Here is a 26,689-nt window from a genome sequence, read left to right as displayed (position 1 = left end):
AAAAAATCATGTGCTGGTTCAGCGGCGCGCGCCGAGCGCGACCACATTGGTCTCGCCGTCCGGCCGGACGCTGCCGGCAAGAAAACGCTTGATGGAACGCGCCGCCTGGCGGATGCGATGTTCGTTCTCGACCAAGGCGATGCGCACGAAATCGTCGCCATGTTCGCCGAAACCGATGCCCGGCGCCACCGCGACGTCAGCTTTTTCCACCAGCAGTTTGGAAAACTCCAAAGAACCGGCCTCACGGAACGGCTCGGGGATCGGTGCCCAGGCGAACATGGTCGCCGCCGGCGCCGGTACGGTCCAGCCGGCACGGTCGAACGATTCGACCAGCACGTCGCGACGGCGGCGATAGGTCTCGCGCACCTCCTCGATATCCGACCCGTCGCTGTTGAGCGCCGCGGCGGCCGCCACCTGGATCGGCGTGAACGCGCCATAGTCGAGATAGGATTTGACCCGCGACAGCGCGGCGATCAGCCGGTCATTGCCGACCGCGAACCCCATGCGCCAGCCCGGCATGGAAAAGGTCTTCGACATCGAGGTGAATTCGACCGTGACGTCGATGGCGCCCGGCACCTGCAGCACCGAGGGCGGCGGATTGTCGTCGAAATAGATCTCGGCATAGGCGAGATCGGACAGGATGATGAGGTCGTGCCGTTTGGCAAACGCGACCACATCCTTGTAGAAATCGAGCGTGGCGACATAGGCCGTCGGATTGGACGGATAGTTGAGGATCAGCGCCAGCGGCCGCGGGATCGAATGCTTGACCGCGCGTTCCAGCGCCGGAATGAAACCTGAATCCGGCTCGGCGGGGATCGAACGGATGACGCCGCCCGACATGATGAAGCCAAAAGCATGGATCGGATAGGTCGGGTTGGGGCACAACACCACGTCGCCCGGCGCGGTGATCGCCTGGGCCATGTTGGCGAACCCCTCCTTGGAGCCGAGCGTGGCGACGACCTGGCTTTCGGGATCGAGCTTGACGCCGAAACGACGGGCGTAATAGGCGGCCTGCGCACGCCGCAATCCGGGGATGCCGCGCGAAGCGGAGTAGCGGTGGGTACGCGGATCGCGCACCACGTCACATAATTTGTCGACGATCGACTTGGGGGTCGGCAAATCGGGATTGCCCATGCCGAGATCGACGATGTCGGCGCCCCTGGACCGCGCGCTGGCCTTCAGGCGGTTAACCTGTTCGAACACGTAAGGCGGCAGCCGGCGGGTTTTGTGAAACTCTTCCATGACGGTCTCGACGGGAATGGAGCGATCTGGGCGCGCGTATACACCCAATCCGGCAGTCGGTCGATAGCGTCACTCGCCCTCGATCTTCTTGAGCGTCTCCTCGCCGTGCGTCTCGCCGAGCTTGCGCAACCTTTCCAGTTCGGACGGCGCGATACCCGGTTGCTGGGCGACCTCGGCCTGACCGCTGGCCGAGCGGCGCACCTCGCCCTTCTTGGCGCTGGCCTCCCCGGGGCTGAGCTGGTTGACCGCGCCCTGGCGCGGCACATTCAGATTCGGATAACGGCCGGTATTGCGCAACGCCGGCGGCGACACACCGTCGATGGGGGCGGTCGGGCCGTTGTCGAGCGCGCCGGCCGGAACTGCGTCCTCGATCGGAACGCCAGCACAGGCCGCCACCGCAACAGGCGCTGCGACGATCAGTCCGCGCAAAACGGCACGGGAAAGAAACGATCGAGATGGTTTCGACATATTGCGTTCCCGAACGTCGGCTAGGCAAATCCCGGCCGCCGGTTCAATGGACCGCTATGGCCGTCACATGATATTGTGTCAACAAAAGGCCCGGGAGGAGCAGCGCCGCAATGGCCAGCCAGGACGACAAGACCAATACGGACGCCAGCGCCTCGTCGGTCGAACAATATATCGTCAAGGATCCGGAGCAGTTCGCCCGCAATCTCGCCCACATGATCGAGCAGGCCGGCAAGGCGGCCTCGGCCTGGGTGACGCCACGCGAACGTGGCGAGGTGCGCGACAGCGTCGCCGAGCCGATGGCCGACATGGTCAAGACCTTTTCCAAACTGTCCGAATACTGGCTGTCGGACCCCGCGCGCGCGCTCGAGGCCCAGACCAAGCTGTTCGCCGGCTACATGAACGTGTGGTCGAACGCGGTCGGCAGGATGTCGGGCGAGCAGCGCGGCGAAGGCGGCGTCGAGCCCGAGCGCGGCGACAAGCGATTCCAGGATCCCGAATGGGGCCGCAATGCGTTTTTCGATTTCCTCAAACAAGCCTATCTGGTGACCTCGCGCTGGGCGGGCGAGCTTGTCGAACATGCCGATGGCCTGGACGAACACACCCGCCACAAGGCCAATTTCTACGTCCGCCAGATCACCCAGGCGATCTCGCCGTCGAACTTCATCCTCACCAATCCCGAACTGTTCCGCGAGACGGTGGCCACCAACGGCGAAAACCTGGTGCGCGGCATGAAAATGCTGGCCGAGGACATCGCCGCCGGCAAGGGCGATCTAAAACTGCGCCAGGCCGACTACTCCAAATTCGCGGTCGGCAAAAATATCGCCACCAGCCCGGGCAAGGTCGTCGCGCGTAGCGAGCTGGCCGAAATCATCCAGTACGAGCCGACCACCCCCAAGGCGCTGAAACGGCCGCTGATGATCTGCCCGCCGTGGATCAACAAATTCTACATTCTCGACCTGAACCCGGAAAAATCCTTCATCCGCTGGGCCGTCGAACAGGGCCACACCGTGTTCGTGATTTCCTGGGTCAATCCCGACGGGCGCCACGGCAGGAAGGGCTGGGACGCCTATATCGAGGAAGGCATCGGCTTTTGCCTCGACACGATCGAGAAAGCGACCGGCGAGCGCACCGTCAACGCGATCGGCTATTGCGTTGGCGGCACGCTGCTGGCCGCCGCCCTCGCCCTGATGGCCAAGCGTGGCGACCGGCGCATCGGCTCCGTCACCTTCTTTACCACCCAGGTCGATTTCACCCATGCCGGCGACCTGAAAGTGTTCGTCGACGAGGACCAGGTCGCCGCGCTCGAACGGGCCATGAACGACAAGGGCTATCTCGACGGCACCAAGATGGCCACCGCCTTCAACATGCTGCGCGCCGGCGACCTAATCTGGCCCTACGTCGTCAACAATTACATGCGCGGCAAGGAGCCGATGCCGTTCGACCTCTTGTACTGGAACTCCGATTCCACGCGCATGGCCGCCGCCAACCACTCCTTCTATCTGCGTAACTGCTACATGGAGAACAATCTGTCGCGCGGGCGGATGGTGCTCGGCGGCGAGACGCTGTCGCTGAAGGACGTCACCATCCCCGTCTACAATCTGGCCGCGCGCGAGGATCATATCGCGCCAGCCCGCTCGGTCTTCGTCGGCTGCCAGTTCTTCGGCGGCGACGTGGAGTTCGTGATGGCGGGCTCGGGCCATATCGCCGGCGTCGTCAACCCGCCGCAATCGAACAAATACCAGCACTGGACCGGCGGGCCACCGCTGGGCGCCTTCGACGACTGGGTCAAGTCGGCCAAGGAAAATTCCGGCTCCTGGTGGCCGCACTGGCAAAAGTGGATCGAAAAACAAGATCGCAAACGCGTGTCCGCGCGGCGGCCCGAAGACGAAAAAGTGCCGATTTTGGGCGACGCGCCCGGCGACTACGTCACCGTCAGGATATAGCGAAGCGCGGCAGGTGGGCAGTAGAACGGTACAAGTCGGGTAACGAACGGTAATGGTCTGTGATGGCGTGCGACGGCGCAAACGCCGCGCAACCGCCTGTGCAACACGGTGCTGCCGCATTTCACTCCTAGCGCGGGGTGGCGGCCGGGATTGCACTTTGAGCGTGACTTCGTTAGGGCTCGAATGATCGATTCCGCGATTGTCCGGCTCCGGTGGGCACGGGGTTGGAAGGGCTGCGTTCCGAATTGGGAACGGTAAGAGGGGAATCCGTTGAAAACAACGCAAGCGCTCGTTGGCAGCAGGAACCGCCGCATACTCGCGACAGCGGCGTTGTCGGTTCTGCTCAGCGCCTGCACGACCGGCGGATCGATGTTCGATGTCGCCTCCCCGTCCTTTAACGGCACCAGCGGCACCACGACCGGCCCAGTCGTTCTGGACGCGATCGAAGAGAGCGATCTCGCCACGATCGACGAAGCGCCCCCGCCTTCCGTGATAGAAGAAGGCGACACGGTGCTACCCACCGAGGTCGCCTACCTGCCCGCCGACAAGCCCGGCACGGGCGCGCCGATGCCCGGCGAGGAGAGCGCCGAGGCCCTTGCCGCAACGCCTAACGGACAGGACCGAGCGGTCGAGACCGGCGACGAGTCGGGCGGGGCAACCGCCGCCGCGACATTGCAACCCGCCCCGGCACCGCCGGCCGAACCGCCGAAAAAACGCGGTTTCTTCGCCAGCCTGTTCAACAGTCCCGCGCCACGAACCGCCGAGACCGAGCGCGGCCGCGCGCCGCGCCAGAATCGCATCGCAACGCCCGAAACGACCGTTGCCGCCGCCATACCGGCCGACAAGCCAGAAACCGCAACACCTCCCCTGCCCGCGCCGGCGAACGCCGCCGAAGAAACCGCCGCATCGACCGACGACGCAACGCAGCCCGTCGCCCCCGAACCCACCGCCTTCATCGAGAGCGGCCCCGGGCCCGCGCCCGCGCCGGTTCAAAAGCGCGGTTTTCTGGCAAGCCTGTTTTCCAACGACGTGCGCTCGGCCGACACCGCCGAGCGGCCTGCCGCAAGAACCACGCCGCGCCGCGAGCCGGTGGTCGCGCTTGCCTCGACCGGACCGGCCAAGCCGATCATCGATCCGGTCTCGCCGACCGGTTCTGGAGATGCCCTGCCCGGCGTGCGCCAATCGGCGCTGTTCGAGATCACCAGAAAATCCGGGCTCGACGAAGACGACGACATCGACGTGCACGAGGCCGGCGAGCCGGTACGCGTGGCCTCGGCGGCGGGTCTGGCCCGTCTTGCCCCCAACGGCTTGATCAAGCAGACCGACAGGGTCGATGTCGGTTGCCTCAAACCGTCGCTCGTGCGCGTGCTGCGCCGGGTCGAGCAGCATTTCGGCAAGAAGCTTATCGTCACCTCCGGCTATCGCAGCCCGGCGCGCAATCGACGCGCGCGCGGCGCGCGCAACTCCTTGCACATGTATTGCGCGGCCGCCGATGTGCAGGTGCCGGGCGTATCCAAGGCGCAACTGGCCCGCTTTGTCCGCGCCATGCCCGGTCGCGGCGGTGTCGGCACTTATTGCCACACCAAATCGGTGCATATCGATGTCGGTCCCGAGCGGGACTGGAACTGGCGCTGTCGTCGCCGGCGCTGAGCCCCGCCGTTCCCGCCTTCCCACTCGCCGGTTTTCGCGATCGCTGCAGCGCGATGGCGGGCATTGGCGTGTGATTTATGCAGCCCGGCAAAAAATCTTCCGCCCGATCTGTTTTGCGGGTTGTCGCCCAACAGGAAGCTGACTATAAGGCCGCACGTTCCCCGCGCGCCCATCGTCTAGCGGTCTAGGACGCCGCCCTTTCACGGCGGAAACACGGGTTCGAGTCCCGTTGGGCGTGCCAATCTTTCCAGTGATCCCATTGAATGCAGCGCGACCCGCCCCATCGAGGCGGGGCTTTTGGCCATGCCGGTCGACCCAGGCATGCGCCCTTTCGCGGCAATGGCAGCGCTGCGGGCTTGATGCCGGCGCGCTTCGATGCCAAATCTGCGTATGAAGGTGCCGCCACCGACGGCCGCGCCCGCTCCCGTTGCCAACGCACGCCCGAAAGACGAGCCCATGGTCACCTATCAGGACGCGGCAACCGCGCCACTCAAAAACACCGGTCAGATTCGCCTCTACGACGAGACCGGCTTCGAAGGCATGCGCCGCGCCTGCCAGTTGACCGCGCGCTGCCTCGACGAGCTTGTTCCGATGGTCGAACCCGGCGTCACCACCGAAACGCTCGATCGCTTCATCTTCGAATTCGGCATGGACCACGAGGCCATCCCGGCGACGCTCAACTATCGCGGCTACACCAAATCGTCCTGCACCTCGATCAACCACGTGGTCTGCCACGGCATTCCCGACCGCAAGCCTTTGCGCGAGGGCGACATCGTCAATATCGACGTCACCTACATCCTCGACGGCTGGCACGGCGATTCCTCGCGCATGTACCCGGTCGGGCAGATCAAGCGGGCGGCCGAAAGGCTGTTGGAGGTGACCCATGAAAGCCTGATGCGCGGCATCGCGGCGATCCGGCCGGGCGCACGCACCGGCGCGATCGGCGCGGCGATCCAAACCTATGCCGAAGGCGAGCGCTGTTCGGTAGTGCGCGATTTTTGCGGCCACGGCGTCGGCCTTCTGTTTCACGACGCGCCCAACATCCTGCACTACGGCAGCCCGAACGAAGGGGTGGAGCTGAAACCGGGCATGATCTTCACCGTCGAGCCGATGATCAATCTCGGTCGGCCGCATGTCAAAGTGCTGTCGGACGGCTGGACGGCGGTCACGCGCGACCGCTCGCTGTCAGCGCAGTACGAGCACAGTATCGGCGTCACCGAAACCGGCTGCGAGATTTTCACCCTGTCGCCGGCCGGGCTCGACCGGCCGGGCCTGCGCGACTGAAAACGCAGCGTCCCGCCCCATTCCGCACGGCGATTCCCTCCGGCCACGAAACGGTCTAGGCTTGCCGCCGGGTGGGTCATGGAATGTGCGTCCTGCAAGCGGGAGGCTGGATGGCGCCGGAGGATGACGACGAACGCGGCTTTTTTGCCGAAAACCCCGTGCCCCGCGCCGGCAAGCCGCATTATTCGGGCCATCGCGAGCGGCTGCGCGAGCGGTTGCGCGACGGAGGCCAGGCCGCGCTCGCCGAATACGAGCTTCTTGAATTGCTTCTGTTTCGCTCGATTCCGCGCGCCGACACCAAGCCGGTTGCCAAGGCGCTAATCGGCCGCTTCGGATCGTTCGCCGAAGTATTGGGCGCACCGGAACACCTGCTGCGCGAGGTGCAGGGCGTCGGCCCGGCGGTTGCCTTCGACCTGAAACTGGTCGCCGCCGCGGCCGAACGGATGCTCAAGGGTCGCATTCGCGGACGCCAGGTCCTGACCTCCTGGAGCGACGTTATCGACTATTGCCGCGCCGCGATGGCGTTCGAACCGCGCGAACAGTTCCGCATCCTGTTTCTCGACAAGAAGAACGCGCTGATCGCCGACGAGGTCCAACAGCAGGGAACGATCGATCACACGCCGGTCTATCCGCGCGAGGTCGTCAAGCGTGCGCTCGAATTATCGGCGACGGCCCTGATCCTGGTCCACAACCACCCCTCAGGCGATCCCACGCCCTCGCGCGCCGACATCGAGATGACGCGGATGGTCGTCGAGTCGGCCAAACCGCTCGGCATCGCCGTCCACGATCACATTATCGTCGGCAAGAACGGCCACGCCAGCCTGAAGGGTCTGCAACTGATCTAAAATTTATGTAATTTTTCAATATATATTCATTCAAATTTGAATATTATTTTAAATAAATAAGGTTTTCGAGAAACCTATCTCAAAAAGGCAATTAACCAAATTTGTCAATTGTTAAGCAAGTCGATTAACTTTCGTTTAACACTCTCAGCGGGTGACCGTGGGAGTTTATCATGCTTATTCGCCAGACAGCCGACAGCGGCGGTCTCGACATGCTCGGCCCGCGCCGGGCCAATCCGTACGAGAATTCGAACAGCCTGGAATTCGGGTTCCGGGCCCGCCGCTTCGTCCATATCCGCCGCCTGATCGAGGCGATCATCGCCGAACGCGGCCGCGCCGAGATCCTCGATCTGGGCGGGACGGAGACCTATTGGAAGATCGGCGCCGATTTCATCCGCGAAAATCGCGGCCGGCTGTCCTTCACCATGGTCAATACCGAAGACCAGCAGGTCGAGGACCCTTCCTTGTTCAGTTTCGTCGCCGAGAGCGCCTCGGATCCGGCGCTGTTTGCCGGCCGGCAGTTCGACCTTGTTCACTCCAATTCGGTGATCGAGCATGTCGGCGACTGGTCGAACATGGAGGCGTTCGCCGCCAATGCGCGCCGCCTGGCGCCGCGCTATTACGTCCAGACGCCGAACTACTGGTTTGCCTACGAGCCGCATTTCCGCTTCCCAGGCTTCCAGTACCTTCCCAAACGCGTCCGCGCCGCCCTTTTGACGCGCTTCGCACTCGGCTTTTTCCAGCGCATCGACTCGCTGGAGGAGGCGCGCGACATCATCCACCATCATCGGCTCCTGTCGACGCGTGAGATGGCGGGGCTGTTTCCCGATGCCGCGATCGTGCACGAGAAAGCGTTCGGTCTGAACAAATCGATAATCGCGATCCGCGACCGCTGCTGACCGCAGCCGCACAGCGCGAAACGCAAAACGGCCGTCCGGATCGGGCGGCCGTTTTCACATGACTCCGTTGAAAGGGAGGCCGTCTTCTAGTCGGCGCTCTCTTCTGCGTCCTTGGCCGCGGCCTTTTTCTTCGGTGCGGCCTTTTTCTTCGCCGGCGCCTTCTTGGCCGGCTTTTCGGCCGTCTCGTCCTCGTCGTCGGCCAGCAGCTCTTCCTTGGAAACCTTCTTGTCTGTCACCTCGACCTGGCCGAGCAGATGGTCGACGACCTTCTCCTCGAACAGCGGCGCGCGCAACGTGGCAAGTGCCTGCGGATTGCTGCGGTAATAGTCGTAGATTTCCTTTTCCTGGCCGGGATAATGGCGCACGGTCTCGATCAGCGCGCGCTGCATCTCCTCGTCCGTGATCTGGACGCCGGCCTGCTCGCCGATTTCGGCCAGCACCAGGCCGAGCCGCACGCGACGCTCGGCGAGACGCTGATATTCCGCACGCGCCTCGTCCTCGGTCGTGTCCTCGTCCTCGAAGCTGCGGCCGGCCTTTTCGAGATCGTTCGTCACCTGGTTCCAGATATTCTGGAATTCCGCCTCGACCAACTTGGACGGCGCCTCGAACGAATAGGCTCCGTCGAGCGCGTCGAGAAGCTGGCGCTTGACCTTCTGACGGGTCAGCGCGCCGTACTGGCTTTCGATTTGACCCTTGACGATTTCGCGCAGCTTGTCGATCGAATCGAGCCCGAGATTCTTGGCCAGTTCGTCGTTGAGTTCCAACGCCTCCGGCTTGGAGACTTCGGAAATCTTGACGTCGAACGTCGCTTCCTTGCCGGCCAGATGCGCCGCCTGGTACTCGGCCGGGAACGTGACGGTGATGGTCTTTTCATCGCCCGCCTTGGCGCCGACCAACTGTTCCTCGAAGCCGGGAATAAACTGCTTGGAGCCGATCACCAGATTGGCGCCGTCGTCCGCGCCGCCCTCGAAGGGTTCGCCGTCGATCTTGCCGACATAATCCAGCGTGACCCGGTCGCCGTCTTCGGCCTTGCCCTTCTTCGGCGTGAAGCTGCGTGCCGATTCGGCGATCCGCAGCATCTGCTCCTCGATCTCGGCGTCTTCGACGTCGTAGACCTCGCGCGTCACCTTGATGGTGTCGACGGCCTGGATCTCGATCGGTGGAATCACCTCGTAGGCGATCTGGAAGCTGAAATCGGCCTCGCCGGCCAGCACCTTCTCGGCTTCCTTCTCGTCCTCGGTCATCGTGACTTCGGGCTGCATGGCGGCCTTCTCGCCACGTTCGGAGATGATCGAGCCGGTGGAATTCGACAGAATGTCGTTGACGACCTCCGCCATCACCGCCTTGCCGTACATCTTGCGCATGTGCTGCATCGGCACCTTGCCCGGCCGGAAGCCGTTGATGCGCACCTTGCCCTTGGCGTCCTCGAGCCGCTCCATCAGCCGGGCTTCCAGGTCCTTGGCGGGGACCACCACCTGGATTTCCCGCTTCAGCCCTTCATTCAGCGTTTCGGTTACCTGCATCATCAAACCTTTGTCTTCGCGAATGCCGGCGATCCGGCGCCTGCCGTTTCGTGAGCCGGATTCTCTTGCCGGGAGTGGCTTCGTGGTGCGGGTGGAGGGACTTGAACCCCCACGGCTTGCGCCACAGGAACCTAAATCCTGCGTGTCTACCAGTTCCACCACACCCGCTCCGGAGGCTTTTTGACCCCCGAAAGCGCGGCGTTCTATATCATCAGCCTTTGTGGCTTCAAAGGAAAAAGGCCGCAAAAATGCGGCTTTTTTTCCGTCATGCCAGGTTTTTTCAAGCGGTCGGCTTCAGCCTACCGATCCGAATGGCTGCGCGGCTAATAAAGCGGCTCTTGATAGAGCGTGGTGTCGCCGTCCTGAAACGCCTTGATCTGCGCCTGCCCGGCGGCGCTGACGGCGGCGATCACATAAAAGCTGCGCTTGCGCATGTCGGCCTCGATCGCCCTGCCCTCGCCTTCCGGCAGATAGAAACGCTCGATGCCGTAGCGCAGCCTGACCCGGTCGGTCGCCGGCGACAGGCCGGATCGGAGCGCGCCGCGCAGGCGCACGCTTTTTTCGTCCGGCGGCGGAGCCCCCTGCGGTAAATGCATCGCCACCGGCTGGAAAAGCCCTTTTTCGTCGGCCTGGACATCGACCAGAACGATCGCGCCCTCGGCCAGCGTCCCCGCGGGCGGCGTCGAAAACAGCGTTTTGGGCAGGACGGAGATGCCATACCCGAGCCGCACATAGTCACCGCGCAGCAGATCGCGCGGATCGACCGGCTCGACCTTGAGGCGCACCTCCCGGCCATGGCGCAAAATATCGGCGCGGGCCTGGATCATCCATGCCAAAAAGCCGATCTGCAGCAGCGCCGCGGCAAGGGCGGCAGCGAAGAAAAGCCCGGTCCTGGCTTTCATGAGGGCGCTCCCCGACCGGTCGCGGGCGCGAGCAGTCTTTTTTCGAGGCGAATGATGACGGCGGCCATCGCCGCCAGGATCAGTCCGGCCGCGAGCAGGAAACCGGCCGTGCCAAGCATGGTTCCGACAGTGGCGACATAGACCACGCCCAATTCGAGCGTGAACAGCGCATAGGCGCACCAGCGCAGGGCGCGGCTGTCACGGCCAGCCAGCATCAAGGCGGCCACGCAGCCGCCAAACGTCACCAGCGCCGCCAGCATGAAGACCGGATCGTCGACGATTTCCGCCTGGATGAGCATCATCGCCACGGCAAAGCCGATCAGCCCGTGCACGGGCGCGCCGCCGCCCAAACGCAGGATCCGCTCACTGGCCGCCTCGCGCGCGGCGCTCACCGCCAGAAACAAGGCCGATGCCACGGCAAGCGCGACCGGAACCGCCAGGCGTTCGCCATGCAGATAGATCAAGCAGACATAACCGACGAAAGCGAGCAACAGCAAATGCCTGGCCGCACGGCTGGCGGTCCACAACGACACCGCCCACAAGCCGGCCGCCAGCACCAGCCATTGCCAAGGCAAGGGGGACTGGCGCCAAAAATCCCAGCTATCCGTCCACAACCAGGCGACGGACAAGGCGACCGCAGCCGCCGTCAGGGCGGGCGACCGCAGCAGGATCGCGGCCAGCCCCACGCCCAGGCACCAGGTGAGCAGCGCGGCCGCCTCGTCGCCCGACAGGTGATACATCTGGCCGATCAGCGCGATCGAGGCGCCGAAGGCGGCGGCGGCCACCATATAGGCAGCCTCGCCGGCCCCGTTCTGGCCGCGCGCGTGCAGCCCCGCCCCGCCGAGATAGCCGGAGAGAATCACCGCAAACAGCATGCCGACCCGGGCAAGCCGCGGCAGCGCCTGCCAATTCGCCGCCACGAAGATCAGAATTGCAGCGCCGAGCAACAGCGCGGCCAGCATCGCCACGATGGCGCCGAACGAAATGCCTCTGCGACCGGTGTTTTCGACATCCTCGAGCAGCCGGCGCGCCGTCGTCGCGTCGACCAGCCCCGCAGCCCGCCAGCGCTCGATATCGGTTTTCAATCGTGTCGCATAGGAAGCCATGGTCGCTCGCTGTGTACCGGCCGGAAGCGCTCTATCCTAGCGGTTTTGGCGAGCGCGGATAGAAGCCGGTTTTACCGGAATTGCCGCGCTGCACCATACGACCGCGCCCGCGCCTCGACACGAGGCAAAGCGGAGTGCGGCGTTTATGTGACGATCCGCTGATGTTGCGCCGCACAAAATGCATTGCTGCTATGCAATATATGCGCTTCAAATCGGCCCCGAACGCCCCTATCTTCCAATTGTCAACGAGAACAGCCGAAACGAAGATTTACGAAAGAGAACGACCATGAACCTGATCCGCAATTATCGCAACTGGCGCCGCTACCGGGAAACCGTCAACGAGCTGAGCCGCCTTTCGAACCGCGAACTCAACGATCTGGGCATCAGCCGCGGCGATATCCCCTTCGTCGCCCGCCGCTCGATCTAACACAGAACACGAATTTCGCCAGGACCATCCTCCTCCCAGGTCCTGTCGGATAAGGCCGGCATTCACCTCCTCCCGGATGCCGGCCGCCAAAACGACACCCGCCGGACCTCCTCCCCCGGCGGGTGTTGTTTTTTTGCGGGCAGCGCAAGCCATGCCCCGGTCTCCAACGACCATTCTGCCACGATCATCCATATCCGATTTCGGGCGCGAACACCCGCTCAGCGCGCGCCCATCACCCCGCGCGAGCGCCATTCGCTGTAAAGCATGATGTCGGGCGCGCCGCCCATCGGCTCGTACCAGCTATCGACCGCCCACAGCGTGCCGCCGCGCTCGCGGATCATCGCCGTGGAATGCGGATAGCGGCCGTCGACGAATAGACCCCGCGAGCGATTCCACTCCACCGTATGGTGCTTCAGGAGACCCCGCTCCTGCAGATAGAGCAGCAGCGAGCGGGTATTGGTCGATTCGTCGATGCAATCCATCTGGCCCTTGACCCGGGAGCCGGCGAGATTGGATTTGGCAGCGTCGCGCACGCCGATCACGCCGCCGGCACGATCCTCGAAATATTGCACCGCCTTGGAGATCGCGCCGCGTTCGTCCGCCGCCGTTTCGGCATAAGCGAACATGCCGCCGAAGGTTTCGCCATCGCGGGCGGTCAGGGTCAGCCTGGTCTTGTAGGAACAATTATAGCCGTGGCAGACATAAAGCCGCTTGGTTGTGGTCTTGGTGATCTCGCCGGTATAGTTGCTCGATACCGACGTGCAGCCGGCCGCGGCAACCAGCCCGAAGCCCACGATGATTCGCCCGAATGACCCGCCACCCATCATCGTGCGATCATAGAAAACGACGCGCGGCCCGGCAAATCGAAAAACGCCGTGCCGTGCAACCGCCCACCGGCCGATTGCATTCGGCCCGCGCGGGGACTATCTCGACCCCATGAACACAAAACCCATCCACGTCATCGGCGGCGGTCTTGCCGGCAGCGAAGCCGCCTGGCAGATCGCCGAGGCCGGCGTTCCCGTCATCCTTCACGAAATGCGCGGCGTGCGCGGCACCGACGCCCATAAGACCGACGGGCTCGCCGAACTGGTCTGCTCGAATTCCTTCCGCTCCGACGATGCCGAAACCAACGCGGTCGGCCTGCTGCATGCGGAGATGCGGCTTGCCGGCTCGCTGATCATGGCCTGCGGCGACGCCCACCAGGTTCCGGCCGGCGGCGCGCTGGCCGTCGACCGCGAAGGCTTTTCTGCCGCCGTGACGGAGAAAGTCGAGACGCACGAACTGATCACGGTGGTGCGCGAGGAAGTCCGCGGCCTGCCGCCGGCGGACTGGGACCAGGCGATCATCGCCACAGGCCCGCTGACCGCGCCGTCGCTGGCAGAGGCCATTCGCGCCGAAACCGGCGCCGACGCACTGGCTTTTTTCGACGCGATCGCCCCTATCGTGCATTTCGATACGATCGACATGGATATTTGCTGGTTCCAGTCGCGCTACGACAAGGTCGGTCCAGGCGGCACTGGCAAGGACTACATCAACTGCCCGATGGACAAGGCCCAGTACGAGGCCTTCGTCCAGGCGCTTATCGACAGCGACAAGACCGAGTTCAAGCAGTGGGAAGGCACGCCTTATTTCGACGGCTGCCTGCCGGTCGAGGTGATGGCCGAGCGCGGGCCGGAGACGCTGCGCCACGGACCGATGAAGCCGATGGGCCTGACCAACGCCCACGCCCCCGACATCAAGCCCTACGCCGTCGTGCAGCTGCGCCAGGACAACGCGCTGGGCACGCTCTACAACATGGTCGGCTTTCAGACGAAGCTGAAATATGGCGAGCAGGCGCGCGTGTTGCGCATGATCCCCGGGCTTGAACGGGCCGAATTCGCCCGGCTCGGCGGCGTGCACCGCAACACCTATATCAACTCACCCGTCCTGCTCGACGGCGCGCTGCAACTGAAATCGCGACCAGGCCTGCGCTTTGCCGGCCAGATCACCGGGTGCGAGGGATATGTCGAAAGCGCCGCGATGGGTCTGCTTGCCGGACGCTTCGCCGCCGCCGAGCGGCTCGGCCGCGCCGCACCGCCGCCGCCCGTTACCACCGCCTTCGGCGCCTTGCTTTCCCACATCACCGGCGGCCACATCGTCTCCGACGACGAGCCGGGCAAACGCTCCTTCCAGCCCATGAACGTCAATTTCGGCCTGTTTGCGCCGCTCGAGCCCGGCGCGATCGAAAAGCCGGAGGGACGGCGCTTTCGTGGCAAGGAAAAAACCATCGCCCGCAAGAAGGCTTTGACCGGCCGCGCGCTCGCCGACTGCCGGGCCTGGCTGGGGCTTGCGCCGCGCGCCGAAGCCGCGGAATAGTCGGGCCCAGTCGGCAGCCGTGTCCGACGCAACCGGGGACTCGCCGCCATGACCGCGTTCGAAAGCACCTTCTTCCACGTCGAGCGCCATGGCGCCGTCGTTCATCTGGTGATGAACCGACCCGACCGGGCCAATGCCATGAGCTCCGATTTCTGGACCGACCTGCCGCGCCTGATCGCCGCCCTCGGCCGCGACCAGACCGTGCGCTGCGCGGTGATCTCGGGCGCGGGCAAAAATTTCACCGGCGGCATGGATCTTGCCGCCTTCGCCGACATCGCAAAACTGTTCGAGGCCGAACCGGGACGGGCGGCGCTGGCCATGCGCGATCTGATCCTGACGCTGCAGGACGCCTTCACCGCGCTGGAACGGGCGCGATTTCCGGTGATCGCAGCCGTGCACGGCGCCTGCGTTGGCGCAGGCGTCGACCTGATCACCGCCTGCGACATGCGGCTCGCCGCCGCCGATGCCGCCTTCGCCGTCGAGGAAATCCATATCGGCATGGCCGCCGATGTCGGCACGCTGCAAAGACTGCCCAAGCTGATCGCGCCGTCCGTGGCGGCCGAACTCGCCTATACCGGGCGCCGGTTCTCCGCCGAGGAGGCGAAAGGGTTCGGTCTGGTCTCCACGGTATATGACGAGCGCGAGACGCTGGTTGCGGGCGCCCTCGAGTTGGCGCACGCGATCGCGCGCAAGTCGCCGCTGGCGATCACCGGCATCAAGCGCAACCTCGCCTATGCACGCGACCACTCGGTCGCCGACGGCCTCGACTATATCGCGACCTGGAACGCCGGCATGTTGCGGCCGCAGGACCTGATGGCGGCGGTGCAGGCGAAGATGGCCAAGCGCGAAGCCCAGTTTGCCGATCTGTTGCAAAGCGAAGCCTGAAAGCCGCGACCGGCCGGTCGGCGGAGGTCCCGCTGGCAGGCCGGCGGCGCATTCGTTCCTGCGCCGCCACGGTCCCCGTCCTACTCGGCCGCCGGCTCCGGCAGCGCGAAGGCGATCACGTAGTCGCCGCGCTCGGGCGAGGTGCGCGCGCCGCCCGCCGACACCACGACATATTGCCGGCCCGTCTCGGGAGATGTGTAGACCAGCGGGGTCGTCTGCGCGCCCACCGGCAGCCGGTGCTTCCACACTTCCTTGCCGGTCGCCAGGTCGAAGGCGCGGATATTGTGGTCAAGCGTGCCGGCATAGAAGACCAGGCCCGAAGCCGTCGTCACCGGGCCGCCCACCGTCGGCATCCCGGTCGGCATCGGCACATGCATCTTGATGCCGAGGGGACCGTTGTCCTCGACCGTGCCAAGCGGCACCTGCCAGGCGATGGTCTGGCTTTTCAGATCGATCGCCGTCAGCGTGCCGTAAGGCGGCTCCTGACACGGAATGCCGAGCGGTGACATGAAGGTGACCTTGGCCGCGCCATAGGGCGTGCCGAGCTGACCCGAGAGCCCTTCATGCGAGTTGCGCGCGTCCGCCTTGTCGGCCTCACTGCGGGCAACGAGCTGGATGCGGTGTGGCGAGCGGGTGTCGTTGAACACCAGATAGCCGGTCGGCTCGTGGATCGACGAACTGCCCCAATTCATACCGCCGAAGAAACCCGGCCATTGCAGCGTCGGCTCCAGCCCCGGCGGAGTGAATTCGCCCTCATAGCGCATCTTGCGAAACTCGATGCGGCAATAAAGCTGATCGAACGGCGTGGTGCCCCACATCCGCGCTTCCGTCAGCGGGTCGGCGCCGATGCTGGGCATGCCCACCGAATAGGGTTGCGTCGCGGCCGTCCAATCCCCTTCGACCGCCCCCTGCGGCACCGCGCGGTCCTCAACCGCGAAGACCGGTTCGCCGGTTGCGCGGTCGAGCACGAAGATCTGGCCGCGCTTGGTCGTTTGGATCAACGCCGCGTGCGTGCCGCCCTGCCCGTCCGGAATATCGTAGAGGGCGGGTTGCGAAGGCACGTCATAGTCCCACAGATCGTGGTTGACGGTGCGAAAGTGCCAGCGTTCGCGTCCCGTCTGGATGTCGAGCGCGACGACGGCGGCGGTGTATTCCTCCGCCCGCTGTGAACGATGCGCGCCGAAGAAATCCGGAGTCGCGTTGCCGGTCGGCAGGTAGACCAGACCGAGCTCCGGATCGAAGGCCGGCGTGCTCCACACATTCGGCGTGCCGCGCGTATAGGTTCCGCCTTCCGGGGGGAAGCGTGTGATGTCCGGATTGCCGAGGTCCCAGGCCCAGACGAGTTCGCCCGTCTCGGCGTCGAAACCGCGTACGACGCCCGAAGGAAGACCGATGGCGACATTGTCGACGACCCAGCCGCCGATAATGATGATGCCCTGCGCCACCGTCGGCGCCGACGTCTGGAAATAGAAGCCGGGGCGCACCTCGCCCATGCCGACCGTCAGGTTGACCGTGCCGTTTTCACCGAATTGCGGGCACGGCGCGCCAGTATCGGCATCGAGCTGGATCAGGCGGGCATCGATCGTGGTCAAGACGATGCGGCGCTGACAGATGCCCGCCTGCCCGGCGGGACGCGTCTGTTCGGGCTCGGCCGGGACGAGCGCCTCACCTTGCGCGCCATCGTCCTCGACGGCCGCAGCCACCGCTGCCTGTGCTGCTTCCGCTTCGGAGGCGCGAACCGCCTGCAGCCCGGCGGAGATGCGACCGGTCGATTCGTAATAGCCGACGCTGCGGCACCGCTGCCACAGCGGCGAAGACGCTTCGGGGTCGAAGCTCCAGCGCTTCTCGCCGGTATCGGCGTCCAGCGCGTGGACCACGTTGCGCACCGTGCACACATAAACGGTGTCGCCGACCTGAAGCGGCGTGTTCTGGTCTTCGGCACCCGTGCCGGTCTCGTTGATGGGCACGTCGCCGTGGCGGAATTCCCAGGCCACCTCGAGCTGGCCGACATTTTCGGGCGTGATTTGAGCGGACGGCGCATAACGCGTGCCGGCCGGCGTGCGCCCGTAATGCTGCCAGCTTTGCGCGACTTCGGCCGTCTCGGCCAGCGTTTCCGGCGCCCCGCTGGCTGCGACGTAGGGCACGGGCTGGAACGCGCGGTAACCGGTCGCAGCAAGCGCCACGACCAGCAGCGCAGCCATGGCAAAGGCCGGCAGACGCGCCGGTCGACCGCTGCCACGCTTCAGCGACGGCGCGGCCAGGAAGATCAACACGCCCAGCACCGCCGGCGCGACCAGGCGCGAGACCAGCGGCCAGAACTGGAAGTCGACCTCCCAGATCGCCCAGATCACCGTACCGACGAACACCACGACGAAAATGTGCAGGCCCAGAACGTGGCTGCGGGCCAGAAACCAGGCCGACAACAGCAAGCCCGCGCCGGCGACGGCGAAATACCAGGAGCCGCCGAGCGAGATGAGCTGAACTCCGCCGATCAGGAGATAGCCGCCGCCGGCAAGCATGACGAGGCAAAGAAGAAGAACGGGCCAGGAGGCCCAGCGCGGGGGAAGCGGCATGGCAGCCATAGAACGACCTTTCCGTTTGGCACGCAGGCGCGCCGTATTTCCCTCCCAGCGGGCACGCCCCTACGACGCTCGAACCGCGATGTCCATCGCGGTACCGAGTTATGGACAGTTAGATCTCGACGTGGATCAATCGCCGGCCGGCAGCGGCCGATTGCGCGCCTTGCGCCTACTTGGTCGACGCCAGGCCGGCACCGTCCGCCGTTGGCAGGCCCGGCTTGCCCGCTTCGGCCGGATTGCGGCGCACGAAATCGGCTTTCAGGCTTTGCGAGGTCTCGCGCGAACCGTCATGGCTCCAGCCCGGCGGCATGAACAGGTAGCCCAGACGCTGTCGCAGCGTCAGACCGGGCGCGGCGGCGTCCTTGAACATGCCGATCCATTCGTGGAAGGCGACCTTGAACGGGTTGAAGGTACCCAGGTTCTTGACGATGCCGTATCGCGGCCGCTCCTCTTCCAACTCCTCCACGAAGGTACCGAACATGCGGTCCCATATGATCAGCGTGCCGGCATAGTTGGCATCGAGATAGCGCGGATTGGTGGCGTGGTGGACGCGGTGATGCGACGGCGTGTTGAAAATCGCCTCGAACCAGCCCCACATCTTGCCGATCGTCTCGGTATGTATCCAGAACTGCCAGACCAGATTGAAGCCGAAGACGAAGGCGATCACCGCCGGATGGACGCCCAGCAGCACGATCGGCGCCTGCAACACGAACATGCCGGTGAACGTGCCCGTCCACGACTGCCTGAGCGCGGTCGACAAATTATAGTGCTGGCTGGAATGGTGGTTGACGTGCTCGGCCCATACCCACCGGCAGCGATGGGCGATGCGATGATACCAGTAATAGCGCAGGTCATCGAGCAGGAAGGCGAGGACGAACACCCACCAATGCAGGCCGAGATCGAACAGGCGGAACTGCCAAACCCAGGACAGCGCCCAATAGGCGACGAAACCGAGCAATATGCCGGCCACCACATTGCCCGTGCCCATCATCAGGCTGGTAAAGGTGTCGCGGGTCTCGAACGCCCCCCTGGCGCGACCCGAGCGCACCAGCCACAGCTCCAGCAGGATCGCGGCGACGAAAAACGGGATCGCCAGTTCCGTGACTTTTGGAAAATCGTAGCCGTCCATCAGGCGCTCTTTCGTTGCTCGTTGCGGTTGGCCGGCGAAAGCCGTTGCGACAGGCGCTGCACCTCCCCGGCGCTTGCGAACCGGAAACATCCGCCCGCCCAGGTGAAATCCCTGGTTTTCAGGCAAAGCGTGGCGCCGTCGGCGTCGACCGCGGCCAGGTCGGGCGGCCGCACGATACGGGTCAGAAAATGCATTCCCACCGCCTGGACGATCCCCGTGCGGGTGCCGTCGAGCAGCAGAAACGCCGCCGTGGGCGGTGTCGTCAGAAGCACCTCGGCAATCGTCTCATTGGGAAAATCCTCGGCAAACCGCCGGCGCGCCTGATCCGCGTTCGCCAGTTCGGCCGCACGCGTTCCCCCGCTTGCATGCACCGCGACGAGGACGGCCGCTATGCCGATCACGACGATGGCGACCAGGACCGTCAGGCTCATGCCGGCTCTCTCCCGTCGGCGCTCCTTGCGCCCGGCACGCTGTAGCATTTTTGACGTAAACGTAAAAGAGAGTCGTCACCAGCCGCCGGTCGCGCGGCGCAAGATCAGCCAGTGCCTGCGCAGCGCCGAGGGCGCGGGCGCGTCGACGCCTTTGCTCTCGATTCGGTCGAGGCTTGCCTCGATTACGGCCAGTGGCAGGAATGCCGGACGCAGGCTGGCCGGCAGTGTCGGCGCGTCGCGCAAAAAAGCACCGAAATGATCACGGGCCAGCGCCAGCATGGCCGCAACAGCCCGCCCTACCCCGTCATCGTCGTCGTTGCTGAGAAAAGCCTCACGATCCGTCCCCACGGCGGCGAGCAGATCGGCCGGCACGTAGCATTGGCCGCGCGCGCGGTGCCGCGACAGGTCCTGCAACAGGCCGGTCATGGTCTGCGCGCACCCGGCATGGCCGGCCAAGTCGGCCTGGCCGGCGGCCGTCTCGGCGTCGAGCACCAGCGCGGCAAGCTGGATCAGCGCCGCGCCAGTTTCCCCGCAATAACCTTCCAGCGTCGTCCTGTCGGGCATCGGATCGTCGTAGAGGTCGAAGACACGCGCCTCCAGCATGGCCTCGAACGCGGCCACCGGCAGGCGATAGGCGTCGATCGCCGCAATCAGCGCGTCGGCGACGGGACTGCCGGTCGGCTGGCCGGCGGCGATCGCGTCGCGCCACCATTGCAGCCGGATTTCGCCGGGCAGCGGTTCGCGAACCAGATCGCGCACCCTGGCCGTCTCGACGTGGAAGGCATAAAGCGCAAACAGTGCCGGCCGCTTGTCTTCGGGCGCGTAAAGGGTCGCCAGATAGCGGTCGGGATCGCCGGCGCGCACGATCTCGCGCACATGCGCATCGGCCGCCATTTCAGGACACGGCGACCAGGGCCGCCGCCACGGCCCGATCCTCGGCCAGAAGCACGTTATAGGTGCGCACGGCCGCTCCCGTCGACATCGCCTCCACCGTCAACCCGGCCGCGCGGACGGCCTCGCGCACCGCCTTGGGCAGCGGCTTCAGCGCCGTGCCGGTTCCGACCAGCAAAAGTTCGATCTCGGCTGCCTCGTCGAAGACACGGCCGAAATCGGCTTCACCGAGCGCAGTCGCATCGGCCGGCTGCCAGCCGTGAATGCCCGACGGCACGCACAGGATGGAGCCGCGATGCGACATCTCGGCAAACCGGAAACCGCCATTGCCGTAGGCGTCGATCGGCGCCCGGCCCGGAAAATGGGCCTCGCGCATGATGATACCGCCGGCCATGGCCGCCTCAGGCTTTCGACGTTTCGGCCGGCGCGTCCTGATCGTCCTCCTTCGCCTCGTCCTTGCTGGCCGAAAGCGCGCCCGGCCGAAGCTTGAACAGGATCAGGATCGGCGCGGCGATGAAGATCGACGAATAGGTGCCGAACACCACGCCGAACAGCATTGCGGCCGTGAACGAACGGATCACCTCGCCGCCGAACAGGAACAGCGCCGTCAAGGCGAGCAAGGTGGTGACCGAGGTCATCAAGGTGCGCGACAAGGTCAGGTTGATGGCGTTGTTGAGCAATTGCGGCAAGGGCATCTTCTTGTAACGCCGCAACTCCTCGCGCACCCGGTCATAGACGACCACCGTGTCGTTCAGCGAATAGCCGACAATGGTCAAAATGGCCGCGATCGAGGACTGATTGAACTCGATGCCGGAAATCACGAAAAAGCCGACCGTGATGACGATATCGTGCACGGTGGCGATGATCGCTCCGACCGCGAACTGCCATTCGAAGCGCAGCCAGATATAGACCATGATCAGGGCGAAGGCCGCCAGAACGCCGATCGTGCCCTGCATCGCGAGTTCGGACGAGACCGTCGGTCCGACGGTTTCCACACGGCGGATATCGTAGTCCTGCTCGAGCTCGCCGCGAACCTTGACCACGACGCTCTGTTCGGCGTTGTCGCCGGCCTCCTGCGAGGCGACGCGGATCAGCACATCGGTTTCGGTACCGAACTGCTGGACCTGGATATCCCCGATATTGAGGTCGGAGAGTCGGCCGCGGATTTCGCCGATATCGGCGGCCTGACCGTCGCGCGTCTGCACCTCGATCAGCGATCCGCCCTTGAAGTCGATGCCGTAATTCATGCCCACGCCGATGAACAGCACGACGGAAGCCACCGACAAAAAGGCGGAAAACGCGAAAGTGATGCGCCGGAAGCTCATGAATGCGATTTTCGTGCCGGGCCGGATCAGCGACACGAACGAGCGCGGCAGCTCCTTCGGCCGGCGGCGGCGGACCCATTCGGCCAGCATCCAGCGGCTGAAGGTAAAGGCGGTGAAGACCGTCGTCACGATGCCGATCGCCAGGGTCACGGCAAAACCGCGCACCGGCCCGCTGCCCAGATAAAACAGCACGACGGCCGCGATCAGCGTCGTCACGTTGGCATCGACGATGGTGGCGAAGGCGCGTGAGAAACCGGTATCGATCGCCTGAATCAGCGAGCGCCCGTTGCGCCGTTCCTCGCGGATACGCTCATAGATCAGCACGTTGGAATCGACCGCCATGCCCATGGTCAGCACGATGCCGGCGATGCCGGGCAAGGTCAGCGTGGCCCCGAGCACCGACAGGATCGCCACGATCATCCCGATATTGGCCAGCAGCGCCAGATTGGCCAGCACGCCGAGCGTGCCGTAGGCGGCGATCATGAACACCACTACCAGCACGGCGCCGATCACGCCGGCAAGCTTGCCCGCGTCGATGGAATCCTGGCCGAGCCCCGGCCCGACCGTGCGCTCCTCGATGATGGTCAGGGTTGCCGGCAGCGCGCCGGCGCGCAGCAGCACCGCCAGGTCGTTGGCGCTCTGAACGTCGAAATTGCCCGAGATCTGGCCCGTGCCGCCGAGGATCGGCTCGCGGATCTGCGGCGCCGAGATCACCTGCTCGTCGAGCACGATGGCAAACAGCCGACCGACATTTTCCTGCGTCGCCTGGCCGAACCGGGTCGCGCCCTTGGTGTCGAAGCGGAACGAAACGACCGGCTCGTTGGTGCGCTGGTCGAACGTCGCCTGCGCGTCGACCAGGTTTTCGCCCGATACGATGACGCGGTTTTCGATCAGATAGGGCACCGGCGGATCGTCGGTGGAATAAAGCACCGTCGTGCCCGGCGGCGGGCGGCTTTCGATCGCCTCCTGCACCGGCACCGAGGTGTCGACCATCTGGAAGGTCAGCTTCGCGGTCTGCCCGAGAATGTCCTTCAGGCGCTGCGGGTCCTGCAGCCCGGGCACCTGAACAAGAATCCGGTCGTCGCCCTGCCTCTGGATGATCGGTTCGGTGGTGCCGAGTTCGTTGACGCGCCGGCCGACGACTTCGATCGACTGCGACAGCGCGGAAGCGAGGCGATAGGTGATGCCCTCATCGGTCAGCGTGAAGCGCAGCAGGCCCGGCTCCGGCTCTTCGAGCGCGAGTTCGGTCACCGTGCCGCCGGCGAACAGGCCGGCAGAGACCGGCTCGGTCAACTGCGCCAGTGCCTCCTTGGCGCGCTCGACATCGCCGGCGTCGCGCACGCGCACCTGGACGGTGCGGCTCGAACCGGAAAGCCCAGTATAGCCGATGCGGGCGTCGCGCAGCAGGCGGCGCACGTCGTCGCGGGTCGATTCGAGGCGCTCCTCGATCAGGTCCCGCCTTTCGATCTGCAACAGGATGTGCGAGCCGCCCTGCAGGTCGAGGCCGAGCGTCATCTGGCGCTTCGGCAACCAGTCCGGCAGACTGGCAACAGTCGCCTGGGAAAAAAGGTTGGGCGCGGCGAACACGATCCCGGCCAGAACGGCCAGCCAGATCAGAGTCGTCTTCCAGCGGGTGAAATACAGCATCAGCCTGTCCGTCGGGGCGAAAACGAGATCATTTCACCCTGTTCTGGGTTATTTTTTGGCGTTCTGGTTGGCGACCGGCTCGCCCTTGACCCGCACTTCCGCGATCGTGGCGCGCATCGCCGTCACCTTCATGCCGCCGCCGAGATCGATTTCCAATTCGTGGTCGTTGATGACCTTGGTGACCTTGCCGACCAGACCGCCGCCGGTGATCACCGAATCGCCCCTGCGGATCGCCGCCAGCATTTCCTGGCGTTTTTTCATCGTCTGGCGCTGCGGCCGAATGATGAGAAAATACATGATCACGAAGATCAGCACGAACGGCAGGATGCTGATCAGCATGTCGGAGCCGCCAGCAGCCCCTGTTTGCGCATAAGCCGGTGTTACGAACATAGAATTCTCCTGAGAACGCCGCCGTGCGCAAAAGGCCCCGGCCGAAGGTGGGCGGAATATAGTCTCTCGCGCCTTCATTGCAACCGGATGGACCGGGTTTCGGCCCGCTTTTGCCGGCGGCACGCGCGTGGTAGAGCGCGCAGACATAATTCAGGACGGACGGAAATGACAGAAGCCCGCAGCGAAACCCTTGGTGAAAAACTCGACCGGCTGATTGCGGCGGTGTCGCGCCTGGCCCCGCCGCCGCCGGCAGCGCCCGATTTCGACGCCGCCGACTGCTTCGTGTGGGAAGCCGAAACCGGCATGCTCACCCCGGTGGAGCGGGTCAACCGGGTGGAGATCGATCTGATCAAGGGCGTCGACCGTGTGCGCGACATCCTGGTCGACAACACGCAGCGTTTCGCCGACGGCTACCCGGCCAACAACGTGCTTTTGTGGGGCGCGCGCGGCATGGGCAAGTCGTCTCTGGTCAAGGCGGCGCACGCCGCCGTCAACGCGAGCCACGCGGCCCGGCTGCGCCTGATCGAAATCCACCGCGAGGACATCGACACGCTGCCCGCCCTGCTGGCCCTGCTCAAGGGCGTCGCGCATCGCTTCATCCTGTTTTGCGACGATCTGTCCTTCGACCACGACGACACCTCCTATAAGTCGCTGAAGGCGGCTCTGGAGGGCGGTGTGGAGGGCCGGCCCGACAACGTCATCTTCTACGCCACCTCGAACCGCCGGCATCTCCTGCCGCGCGACATGATCGAAAACGAGCGCTCCACCGCCATCAACCCGTCCGAGGCGGTGGAGGAAAAAGTCTCGCTGTCGGACCGGTTCGGCCTGTGGCTCGGTTTCCACAAATGCTCCCAGGACGACTATCTCGCCATGGTCGACGGCTACGTCTCCCATTACGGCCTGGCGATCGACGCCGAGACCCTGCGCGCGCAGGCGCTGGAATGGGCGACCACGCGCGGTTCGCGCTCGGGCCGCGTCGCCTGGCAGTTCGTCCAGGATCTGGCCGGACGGCTCGGCCGCAGGCTGGACTGAGCGGCTGCGCACAACGAAATCGCCCGCCCCTTGCGGGACGGGCGAAGCTGGCGGGCCCGACTGGAGGCGATGACCCGCTGCCTACTGTTTAGGGCGCCCTATTCGAGATAACCTGTCGGATCGACCGGCACGGAATCCTTGCGCACCTCGAAATGGAGTTTCGGCAGGTCAGCCGAACCGCTCATGCCCGAGCGTGCGATCTCCTGGCCGCGCCGCACCTTGTCGCCGCGCGCCACCTTCAACTGGCTGGCATGGCCGTAAACGGTAACCAAGCCGTCCTCGTGACGCACGAGAACCGTATTGCCGAATTCCTTCAGCCCGTCGCCCGCATAGATCACGACGCCGTTCTCGGCCGCCTTGACCGGCGTGCCTTCCGGCACGGCGATGTCGATGCCGTCATTCGGCTTGGAGCCGGTCTTGCGGCCGTAGCCGGCGATGACCCGGCCGCGCACCGGCCAGCGCATGCGCTCCACGCCGGTCGCTTCCGGCGCGACGGCCGCGCTTTTGGTGACGGTTTCGGCGATCGCCTTGTCGGAGGAACCGCGCGCGGTCTTGTCGGCTTCCGGCGGCGTATAGGCCGTTACCGGGCTTTTCGTTGCATCGGATGCGCGTTTTTCGCCCGTGCCGGCGGTCTTGATCGGGTCGACGGGCTCGTCCGCCCGCACGAGCACCTGGCCGGACGCAGGAATGCGCAATTTCTGTCCGATGCGCAAATGGCCGTCACTCAGGCCGTTGGCCTGCTTGATCGCAGCGGCGGTGGTGCCGCGCTGGCGCGCGATGCCATAAAGCGTATCGCCGGCCACGACCGTGTAGATCCCGTCCTTGGCGGGCGAAGGCGTGGCGGATGCCTTTTGCGTGGCGACGTCGCTGGTCTCGGCGGAGGCGACGCGCTGCTTGGGCTTCGGCGTCTGCGGCAGGATTGCCACGCTGCGGTCCGGCGAACGGCTCGGCAGCGGCACCTTGTCGGCCGGGACGTCGTAGCGCGAACCGCGCGAGGACTTCGCCTCCATCACGTTGGGATTGGCGTCGGGCGCCGAAATCGGCGCCTTGCGCGAATAGACATAAGTCGGGATCACGACCTTTTGGCCCGCAGACAATTCCCCGGCCGACTCCATGTCGTTGACCTTCATGATCGCCTTGACCGGCACGCCGAAGCGACGCGAGAGATTGTAGAGCGTTTCGCCTTCGCGGATCGTCACCTGGGTTCCGCCGGCCCGCGTCCAGCCCTCGCCATCCGCATCAGTGCCGGCCGGCGCCGGGGCGGGAGCCGCGGCAACAACCTGGCGCGGCGCGGCCGAGGCCACCGGCTCAGGAGCAACCGGCTCGGCCCGCGCCACCTCGACCGGCCGTGCCGGCATTGGCTGGCGGACGGGCGCCGGCAGCGTCTGGCGCTGAACGCTCCCGGTGCGGACTTCGACGGGTTCGACGGCGCGCCGATTGACCGAGCCGGTATAGGTCTGGTCGACCGTGGCCGGCCGTGGGCTCACATCGCCGGGAAAGGGCTGATCGATCGCGTTGCCGAGAATGGCGCGCTGATTGGCCGTGGACGCAGTGAAAATCTCTTCATCGAAACGCATCGCGCCGGAACTGCAGCCGGCCAGAAAGCTGCCGGCGGCCAGAATGGCCGTCATGCGGGCGAAATCGCGCCCGGCTATGCCCAAGACTTTGATACGCATCGCAATACTCGCGAACACCGGTTACGGAACGTCACTCACCCAAAATTAAAGCGCGTTAATCTT

23 protein-coding genes and 2 tRNA genes are annotated in these 26,689 nt (G+C 65.0%); 10 read left to right on the top strand and 15 right to left on the bottom strand.

The window, feature by feature from the left end:
- Window positions 1-18 precede the first annotated feature (18 nt).
- Window positions 19-1,242, bottom strand: a complete 1,224-nt coding sequence (locus C7T96_RS00545) for an LL-diaminopimelate aminotransferase (RefSeq protein WP_106569231.1) — start codon at window positions 1,240-1,242, stop codon at window positions 19-21.
- Between the two features lie 69 nt (window positions 1,243-1,311).
- Window positions 1,312-1,710, bottom strand: coding sequence for a hypothetical protein (locus tag C7T96_RS00540; RefSeq protein ID WP_127598761.1), 399 nt, complete (start codon window positions 1,708-1,710; stop codon window positions 1,312-1,314).
- A 110-nt stretch (window positions 1,711-1,820) separates the two neighbouring features.
- Between C7T96_RS00540 and phaC the strand changes: the two genes are divergently transcribed.
- The 6 genes from phaC (at window position 1,821) to C7T96_RS00510 (ending at window position 8,328) form a co-directional block, all read left to right on the top strand.
- On the top strand, window positions 1,821-3,653 hold the full coding sequence (gene phaC / locus C7T96_RS00535; protein ID WP_106569229.1) for a class I poly(R)-hydroxyalkanoic acid synthase: 1,833 nt from the start codon (window positions 1,821-1,823) through the stop codon (window positions 3,651-3,653).
- A 330-nt stretch (window positions 3,654-3,983) separates the two neighbouring features.
- Window positions 3,984-5,303, top strand: a complete 1,320-nt coding sequence (locus C7T96_RS00530; protein WP_238719831.1) for a D-Ala-D-Ala carboxypeptidase family metallohydrolase — start codon at window positions 3,984-3,986, stop codon at window positions 5,301-5,303.
- 165 nt (window positions 5,304-5,468) lie between these two features.
- Window positions 5,469-5,544 (top strand) — tRNA-Glu (locus tag C7T96_RS00525).
- Between the two features lie 215 nt (window positions 5,545-5,759).
- On the top strand, window positions 5,760-6,587 hold the full coding sequence (map, locus tag C7T96_RS00520) for a type I methionyl aminopeptidase (protein ID WP_106569228.1): 828 nt from the start codon (window positions 5,760-5,762) through the stop codon (window positions 6,585-6,587).
- Between the two features lie 110 nt (window positions 6,588-6,697).
- Window positions 6,698-7,432 (top strand): DNA repair protein RadC, encoded by a 735-nt coding sequence (radC, locus tag C7T96_RS00515; RefSeq protein WP_106569227.1) that lies wholly within the window; start codon window positions 6,698-6,700, stop codon window positions 7,430-7,432.
- A 170-nt stretch (window positions 7,433-7,602) separates the two neighbouring features.
- On the top strand, window positions 7,603-8,328 hold the full coding sequence (locus C7T96_RS00510) for a methyltransferase domain-containing protein (RefSeq protein WP_106569226.1): 726 nt from the start codon (window positions 7,603-7,605) through the stop codon (window positions 8,326-8,328).
- Window positions 8,329-8,414: 86 nt separating this feature from the next.
- Here the strand turns inward: C7T96_RS00510 and tig are convergent, their stop codons facing one another.
- From tig to C7T96_RS00490, 4 genes are all read right to left on the bottom strand, one after another.
- Window positions 8,415-9,851 carry a trigger factor gene (tig, locus tag C7T96_RS00505; protein ID WP_106569919.1) on the bottom strand — a complete coding sequence of 479 codons (1,437 nt, stop codon included), beginning with the start codon at window positions 9,849-9,851 and terminating at the stop codon, window positions 8,415-8,417.
- An 83-nt stretch (window positions 9,852-9,934) separates the two neighbouring features.
- Window positions 9,935-10,019: transfer RNA gene (locus C7T96_RS00500), tRNA-Leu, on the bottom strand.
- 155 nt (window positions 10,020-10,174) lie between these two features.
- Window positions 10,175-10,753 (bottom strand): GDYXXLXY domain-containing protein, encoded by a 579-nt coding sequence (locus C7T96_RS00495; RefSeq protein ID WP_106569225.1) that lies wholly within the window; start codon window positions 10,751-10,753, stop codon window positions 10,175-10,177.
- A complete protein-coding gene (locus C7T96_RS00490; protein WP_106569224.1) occupies window positions 10,750-11,859 on the bottom strand; it encodes a DUF2157 domain-containing protein in 1,110 nt (369 codons plus the stop codon). The genes C7T96_RS00495 and C7T96_RS00490 overlap by 4 nt, the downstream gene beginning before the upstream one ends.
- A 286-nt stretch (window positions 11,860-12,145) precedes the next feature.
- On the opposite strand from C7T96_RS00490, the gene C7T96_RS00485 reads away from it, so the two are divergent.
- Window positions 12,146-12,286 carry a DUF1127 domain-containing protein gene (locus C7T96_RS00485; RefSeq protein WP_106569223.1) on the top strand — a complete coding sequence of 47 codons (141 nt, stop codon included), beginning with the start codon at window positions 12,146-12,148 and terminating at the stop codon, window positions 12,284-12,286.
- Window positions 12,287-12,504: 218 nt separating this feature from the next.
- Here the strand turns inward: C7T96_RS00485 and C7T96_RS00480 are convergent, their stop codons facing one another.
- The gene (locus tag C7T96_RS00480) at window positions 12,505-13,080 is read right to left on the bottom strand and encodes a hypothetical protein (protein ID WP_238719832.1); all 576 of its coding nucleotides are present in this window, start codon (window positions 13,078-13,080) and stop codon (window positions 12,505-12,507) included.
- 142 nt (window positions 13,081-13,222) lie between these two features.
- On the opposite strand from C7T96_RS00480, the gene trmFO reads away from it, so the two are divergent.
- Together trmFO and C7T96_RS00470 are read left to right on the top strand one after the other, a co-directional pair.
- Entirely contained in the window at window positions 13,223-14,641 is a 1,419-nt protein-coding gene (gene trmFO / locus C7T96_RS00475; protein ID WP_106569222.1) for a methylenetetrahydrofolate--tRNA-(uracil(54)-C(5))-methyltransferase (FADH(2)-oxidizing) TrmFO, read from the top strand.
- Between the two features lie 48 nt (window positions 14,642-14,689).
- Window positions 14,690-15,526 carry a crotonase/enoyl-CoA hydratase family protein gene (locus tag C7T96_RS00470; RefSeq protein WP_106569221.1) on the top strand — a complete coding sequence of 279 codons (837 nt, stop codon included), beginning with the start codon at window positions 14,690-14,692 and terminating at the stop codon, window positions 15,524-15,526.
- An 80-nt stretch (window positions 15,527-15,606) separates the two neighbouring features.
- Here the strand turns inward: C7T96_RS00470 and C7T96_RS00465 are convergent, their stop codons facing one another.
- The 7 genes from C7T96_RS00465 to yajC form a co-directional block, all read right to left on the bottom strand.
- On the bottom strand, window positions 15,607-18,108 hold the full coding sequence (locus C7T96_RS00465; RefSeq protein ID WP_245414028.1) for a membrane-bound PQQ-dependent dehydrogenase, glucose/quinate/shikimate family: 2,502 nt from the start codon (window positions 18,106-18,108) through the stop codon (window positions 15,607-15,609).
- 166 nt (window positions 18,109-18,274) lie between these two features.
- Window positions 18,275-19,234 (bottom strand): sterol desaturase family protein, encoded by a 960-nt coding sequence (locus C7T96_RS00460; protein ID WP_199190385.1) that lies wholly within the window; start codon window positions 19,232-19,234, stop codon window positions 18,275-18,277.
- A complete protein-coding gene (locus tag C7T96_RS00455; RefSeq protein WP_106569220.1) occupies window positions 19,234-19,665 on the bottom strand; it encodes a hypothetical protein in 432 nt (143 codons plus the stop codon). Before C7T96_RS00455 ends, C7T96_RS00460 begins: the two co-directional genes overlap by 1 nt.
- A gap of 75 nt (window positions 19,666-19,740) precedes the next feature.
- Window positions 19,741-20,559 (bottom strand): phytoene/squalene synthase family protein, encoded by an 819-nt coding sequence (locus C7T96_RS00450; RefSeq protein WP_106569219.1) that lies wholly within the window; start codon window positions 20,557-20,559, stop codon window positions 19,741-19,743.
- 1 nt (window position 20,560) lies between these two features.
- Entirely contained in the window at window positions 20,561-20,950 is a 390-nt protein-coding gene (locus C7T96_RS00445) for an Mth938-like domain-containing protein (RefSeq protein WP_106569218.1), read from the bottom strand.
- A gap of 7 nt (window positions 20,951-20,957) precedes the next feature.
- Window positions 20,958-23,528: a protein translocase subunit SecDF gene (gene secDF / locus C7T96_RS00440; protein ID WP_106569217.1), complete on the bottom strand. Its 2,571-nt coding sequence runs from the start codon at window positions 23,526-23,528 to the stop codon at window positions 20,958-20,960.
- A gap of 48 nt (window positions 23,529-23,576) precedes the next feature.
- Complete coding sequence (yajC, locus tag C7T96_RS00435) at window positions 23,577-23,918, bottom strand: preprotein translocase subunit YajC (RefSeq protein ID WP_106569216.1); 342 nt, start codon at window positions 23,916-23,918, stop codon at window positions 23,577-23,579.
- Window positions 23,919-24,083: 165 nt separating this feature from the next.
- On the opposite strand from yajC, the gene C7T96_RS00430 reads away from it, so the two are divergent.
- Window positions 24,084-24,950: an ATP-binding protein gene (locus C7T96_RS00430; RefSeq protein WP_106569215.1), complete on the top strand. Its 867-nt coding sequence runs from the start codon at window positions 24,084-24,086 to the stop codon at window positions 24,948-24,950.
- A gap of 98 nt (window positions 24,951-25,048) precedes the next feature.
- On the opposite strand, the gene C7T96_RS00425 is transcribed toward C7T96_RS00430, so the two are convergent.
- The gene (locus C7T96_RS00425; protein WP_106569214.1) at window positions 25,049-26,626 is read right to left on the bottom strand and encodes a peptidoglycan DD-metalloendopeptidase family protein; all 1,578 of its coding nucleotides are present in this window, start codon (window positions 26,624-26,626) and stop codon (window positions 25,049-25,051) included.
- Between the last annotated feature and the right edge of the window lie 63 nt (window positions 26,627-26,689).

This window comes from Nitratireductor sp. StC3, assembly GCF_003015025.1.
Classification (GTDB): Bacteria; Pseudomonadota; Alphaproteobacteria; order Rhizobiales; family Rhizobiaceae; genus Mangrovimarina; species Mangrovimarina alexandrii.
The sequence above is the reverse complement of the archived record's forward strand: the minus strand, read 5'-3'. Positions and strand labels throughout refer to the sequence as shown.